Source organism: Cellulomonas sp. P4_B5_2 (genome assembly GCF_056402235.1).
Map to the genome: position 1 here is coordinate 1 of NZ_JBFUHU010000291.1, position 4,819 is coordinate 4,819.

The 4,819-nt window shown below is 72.4% G+C and carries 5 protein-coding genes; all 5 read right to left on the reverse strand.

Annotated elements, in window-relative coordinates:
• The coding region (locus AC1DUQ_RS17700; protein ID WP_477074245.1) for an ATP-binding cassette domain-containing protein at positions 1–221 on the reverse strand (221 nt) is incomplete at its 3' end.
• Positions 218–1,804, reverse strand: a complete 1,587-nt coding sequence (locus AC1DUQ_RS17705; protein WP_477061497.1) for a peptidoglycan-binding domain-containing protein — start codon at positions 1,802–1,804, stop codon at positions 218–220. The genes AC1DUQ_RS17700 and AC1DUQ_RS17705, both read right to left, overlap by 4 nt.
• On the reverse strand, positions 1,801–2,793 hold the full coding sequence (locus tag AC1DUQ_RS17710; RefSeq protein WP_477074246.1) for a hypothetical protein: 993 nt from the start codon (positions 2,791–2,793) through the stop codon (positions 1,801–1,803). Before AC1DUQ_RS17710 ends, AC1DUQ_RS17705 begins: the two co-directional genes overlap by 4 nt.
• A gap of 242 nt (positions 2,794–3,035) precedes the next feature.
• Positions 3,036–4,280, reverse strand: a complete 1,245-nt coding sequence (locus AC1DUQ_RS17715; RefSeq protein WP_477074247.1) for an ABC transporter permease — start codon at positions 4,278–4,280, stop codon at positions 3,036–3,038.
• Positions 4,277–4,819 (reverse strand): ABC transporter ATP-binding protein (locus tag AC1DUQ_RS17720; protein ID WP_477074248.1); only part of this gene is annotated, 543 nt, incomplete at its 5' end. The genes AC1DUQ_RS17715 and AC1DUQ_RS17720, both read right to left, overlap by 4 nt.

The window sequence follows — 4,819 nt, forward strand, 5'->3', positions numbered from 1 at the left end:
GGCTTGTCCAGCAGGCCGAGCAGGTTCAGGAGCGTGGACTTGCCCGAGCCGGAGGGCCCGACGACCGACAGGTAGTCGCCGGACGCCACCGCGAGGTCGGCCGGGTGCAGCGCGTGCACCGGAGGGTCGCCGGGAAACTGGCGGGCGGCACCCCGCAGCTCGAGCACCGGCGCCTGTGGCTCGAGCTGCTCGGGTGCGTCGAGCAGGTCGAGGACGGTCACTCGTCCGCCTCCGTGTCCGTCGTCTTCTTCTCGGTGTCGGCGACGCCCACGACCACCAGGTCGCCGGCCACGAGCGGGCTCTCGGCGCTCGAGATCTCCACGAAGCCGTCGGCCGCCAGCCCGGTGGTGACGGTCACCAGCGAGCTGGCCTTCCCGCCCGTGCCGGCGAGCTCGACCCGGGACTCGCCACCCGGCCCGGCCGTCAGCGCGGCAAGCGGAACCGCGAGCACCTCGCCCTGCGTCGAGCTCACGGGCACGCGCACGCGCACGTTGGTGTTCTGCAGCGCGAACACCTGCTCGGGCGTCAGGCTCCCCAGCGTGAAGACGACCGCCCGCCGGTCACCCTTCGGCGCGGCGGGCTGCTCGGGCTCCTCGCCCTCCGGCGTCCCGGGCTCGGTGGTCGGCGTCTCGACGGAGTCCTTGACCGCAGCGACGGTGACCGGGAGCTCCTGGTCGTCGAGCGTGATCGACCCCGTCGCGCCGACCGTCAGCAGCTCCGCGTCGGCGCGCGTCGCGCTCCCCGTGATCTGGATGGTGGCACCGGAGACGCTCATGAACTCGCCCGTGACCGTCCCGCCGCGGATCGCGCTGACGACGTCCACCCGACGGGGGAGCGTCGGCACGAACACGACCTCGCTGGCCGGCAGCGGCGTGAGCGTCGCCGCCTGTGCCTCCGTCTGGAGCTCCCGGGCGGCCGTCAGCTGCGCCTGCGCCGACGTCACCGCGGCACGCTCGGACGCGACGTCCTTCGCCGTGCCGGCCTCGGCGCGCTCGGCCTCGGCCTGGGCGAGCGCGCCCTGCGCCTGCACCAGCGCGGCCTGGCTGCACGGCGCGTCCTCGGTGGGTGCCGCGCAGCGGGTCTGCTCGTCCGCGAGCGTCTGGCGCGCGACCGCGACGGCGGTGTCCAGGCCGATGATCACCGACGACGCCGGCCCGGCGGCAGCAGCGGCCAGCTCGCGCTGGGCGGCTGCGAGCCCGTCCTGCGCGGACCGGACACCCTCGCGCGTCGCGGTCGCCGTGTCCTGCAGGTCCTCGCCCGCGGCAGGGGGCTCGTACCCGACCTTCTGGTACAGCGCGCGGACGCCCGCCGCGGTGGCGGAGTCGTACGTGTCGGTGGCCGGGTCGCCCGCGTCGATGCCGAGCGAGGCGAGCGCGGCCTTCAGCTGGCGGACGTCCGGGCCGGAGACCCCGGCTCGGAGCGACCGGTACGTGGGGAGGTCTCCCGGCAGGACGATGACGGGCCGGCCGACGATCTCGAGCGCGACCGAGGCCGCCCCGATCTGCGCACCCACCTGCGGCACCTGCCCGGTGACGACGGCGGGACCGCCGAGGTCGCCGGTCTCGACGCGCAGGGCGACCGGGTCGTCGTACCCGACGTCGCCGCGGATCACGAGCTCGTTCGAGATCACGCGGTTCTCGACCGGCACCGTGATGGGGCCCGCGGTCGGGGGAGCGGCGTCGGCGGCTGCCTTGCCCGGCGACACGATCAGCTGGCTCAGGAACAGTCCTGCGGCGAGGCAGACGACGGCGACGACCGCCATCACGACGATCGTGCGGCGCCCTCCGGTGACGTGGGTGCTCACGTCTTGTCCGCCTGCGCCGCCTTCTCGACCATCGCGTCGAGCTCGTCCTTGTGGGCGTCGATGAAGTCCTGCTCCACCGCGAACTGCGCCTCGAGCGCCGCTCGCGCCGAGCCCGTGCTCGTCTGGCACGTGCGGTCGGCCGTCGCGGTCGCGATCTCCTCGTCGCGGAGCTCGGCCAGCGCCGCCGGGTCCTGCGAGCCGTCCTCCTCGTCGTACGGGATCTCGTTGACCGCCTCGTAGACGCTGTTCTGCGCCTCCTGCRGGTTGGCGAAGTCGTAGCCTTCCTCCGCCATGCACTCCGCCCACTCGCGGTAGGCGGCGATGGTCCGCTCGTCCTTCTCCACGTCCGTGTACAGCTCGGACATGCCGTCCATCAGGTCCTTGAACTCCGGGTCGTCGTAGACCTGGCCCTCCTCGTAGACCTCGTGCTGGGCCTTGCCCTGGCAGCCGGCCGTCGTCCAGTCGTACTCCTGCTCCACCGCGGTCTCGTCGTCGGTGGGCTCCTCGGACATCGTCTGCTTGCCGTACAGCGCCTCGTAGAACGCGGTCTGCTCACCCTCGCTCATGGTCGCCAGGTAGTCGGCGTTCGGGTCCACCCACTCCTCGCCGCCGCCCTTGTTCATCGGCATCTCGGCGTACGTCGTGGCGCCGTAGCCGTACTGCTCGGCGAACTCGAGGGAGTCCCAGGCGGGCATGTCGCCCTCGTCCTCGATGCTCTGGGTCATGCCCGAGGCGTCCTGCGGCGTGTACTCGAAGCCCTCGTCCTGCATGCAGGCGGCGACGATCTCCTCCGACCGGGCCTGCTGGGCCTCGGCGTCGGAGGGGTCCTGCGAACCACCCAGCTGCTCCCAGTACACGGCGAGCGGGCTGTCCTCGTAGGTCAGGGTGCCGTCGTCCGTGGGATCGCTCCCGCCGCTGCCGCAGCCTGCGAGCAGCGTCACCGCGACCGCCGCGGCGGCGAGCGCGGAGGTGGTGCGCGTGGATCTCATCGTGTCGGCCCCTTCGGCGGTGGAGTCACAGGTGGTCTCACTCGTGTCGACGATGACCATAGCGGCGCAAAGTGGGTCAAAGATCCACCTTGAGGGTGATCTCCTGGGCGCCGTCGTGACGAGCGCCGGGCGTCCGCCCCTCCGCGGACGCCCGGCGTCGTGGTCACGCCCTCGACCGTAGGGAGCCGGTGTGCCGTCGCACATCCACCGCAGGTCGCACAACCTTTTCGCCCTGTCAGACGTCAGTATCGGATGGCGTCGATCACCTTGACCCGGACGGCGACGATCGCGGGGATCAGTCCGGCGAGGGCGCCGACCGCGACGGCCGCGGCCATGCCCACCAGCGCGGCGCTGACCGGGAGCGGTGGCATGTCCTGGATGCCGCTGCCGAAGATCCGCTCGACGGGGATGTTCTTGATGATCGCGACCGCGAGGACGACGCCGACGAGCCCGGCCACGACCGTCGCGACGACCGACTCGAGCATGACCCCGAAGAACACGCGCCCGGAGGTGGCGCCGAACGAGCGCCGGATCCCGATCTCCCGGATGCGGTAGCGCACGGTCACCAGCGCGATGTTCACCAGCCCGAGCCCGCCGAGCAGCAGCGCGAAGGCGCCGATGCCGATGCCGACCCACTTCGTCGCCCGGTCGAGCCCGCCGGTGTCGTAGTTGTTGTCCTGGACGTCCACCTGCCAGCCCGGTGCGACTGCCTGCATGTCTCGCTTGATCTGGTCGGCGAGCGCCGTCGACTGCTCGGTGGGCACCCACAGGAACATGGACGGCACCTGCGGGGGCATCATCGGGTTGGGCACCACCGGTCCGGAGCCGCCGGACTGCATGCCGGAGCCGTCCGGGCCGATCCACCGGTGGTACTGGTCGTACAGGACGTAGGCGACGGGTTCGGCATCGGACCAGTCGTCGTGCAGCACGCCGACCACGGCAGCCGTGACCGGCGCCCGGTCGCCCAGCTGCACCGTGGGGTGCGACGAGAGGTCCGACAGCCCCTGGGCCTCGAGGAACGCCTCGTTGACCACGAGCGTGGGCGCCATCGCCTCCTCGTCGGCGTCCGTGAACCAGCGGCCCTGCACCGGCACGATCCGGTTGATCGTGCCGAGGTCGGCGTCGAYGGCCTGGACCTGCGTCGCCCGCGTCCCGTCGGGGTACCGGACCACGGCCTGCGTCCACTCGTTGCGGCTGGCGTAGGTGATGTCGTAGCGCTCGAGCACCTGCTCGAACTCGGCGTCCCAGCCCGTCGGCGGGGTGGCGTCCTCCCCGGAGGACCAGGCGTTGACGTTGAGCGTGACCACGCGGCCGGACTGGCGCTCGGTCTGCTCCTTGAACGACTGGTTGAGCATGGAGACCAGCGCGGTGACGCCGGTGATGGCGGTGACCGCGCAGGCCACGCCGATGAGGGCGAGCAGGACCCGGAGCTTGTGGATCCGCAGCTCTCCCCAGGCCTCGACGATCGCGCCGACCGCGCCGGTCATGCGAGCACCTCTGCCTCGCCGGTGGGCTCGGGCAGCCGACGCTCGGTGCGGGCGGACCGGTCCGCCACGAGCGTGGGCACGTCGCCCACCCAGTCGGCGGTCGTGTCGAGGCTGATCGGCACCAGCACGCCCTCGGTCAGCCGGTACTGGCGCTCCGCCCGTGCCGCCACCGCGAGGTCGTGCGTGATGGTCACCAGCGCGGCGCCGGTCTGCGACGCGATCTCGTCGAGCAGGTCCATGACCTCGGCGCCGGTCTCCACGTCGAGGGCGCCGGTCGGCTCGTCGGCCAGGATGACCCGCGGCCCGCGCACGAGCGCCCGGGCGATCGCGACCCGCTGCTGCTCGCCGCCGGACAGCTTGTCGGGCATGGTGTCCACCCGGTCGCCCAGGCCGACGCGCTCGAGCATCTCCGCGGCCAGGCGCGTGCGCGACCAGAACTGCCGGCCCCGGGCGTAGAGCAGCGGAGCGGACACGTTCTCGAGCGCCGTGCGACCGGGCAGCAGGTTGAACTGCTGGAACACGAACCCGAAGTCCCGCCC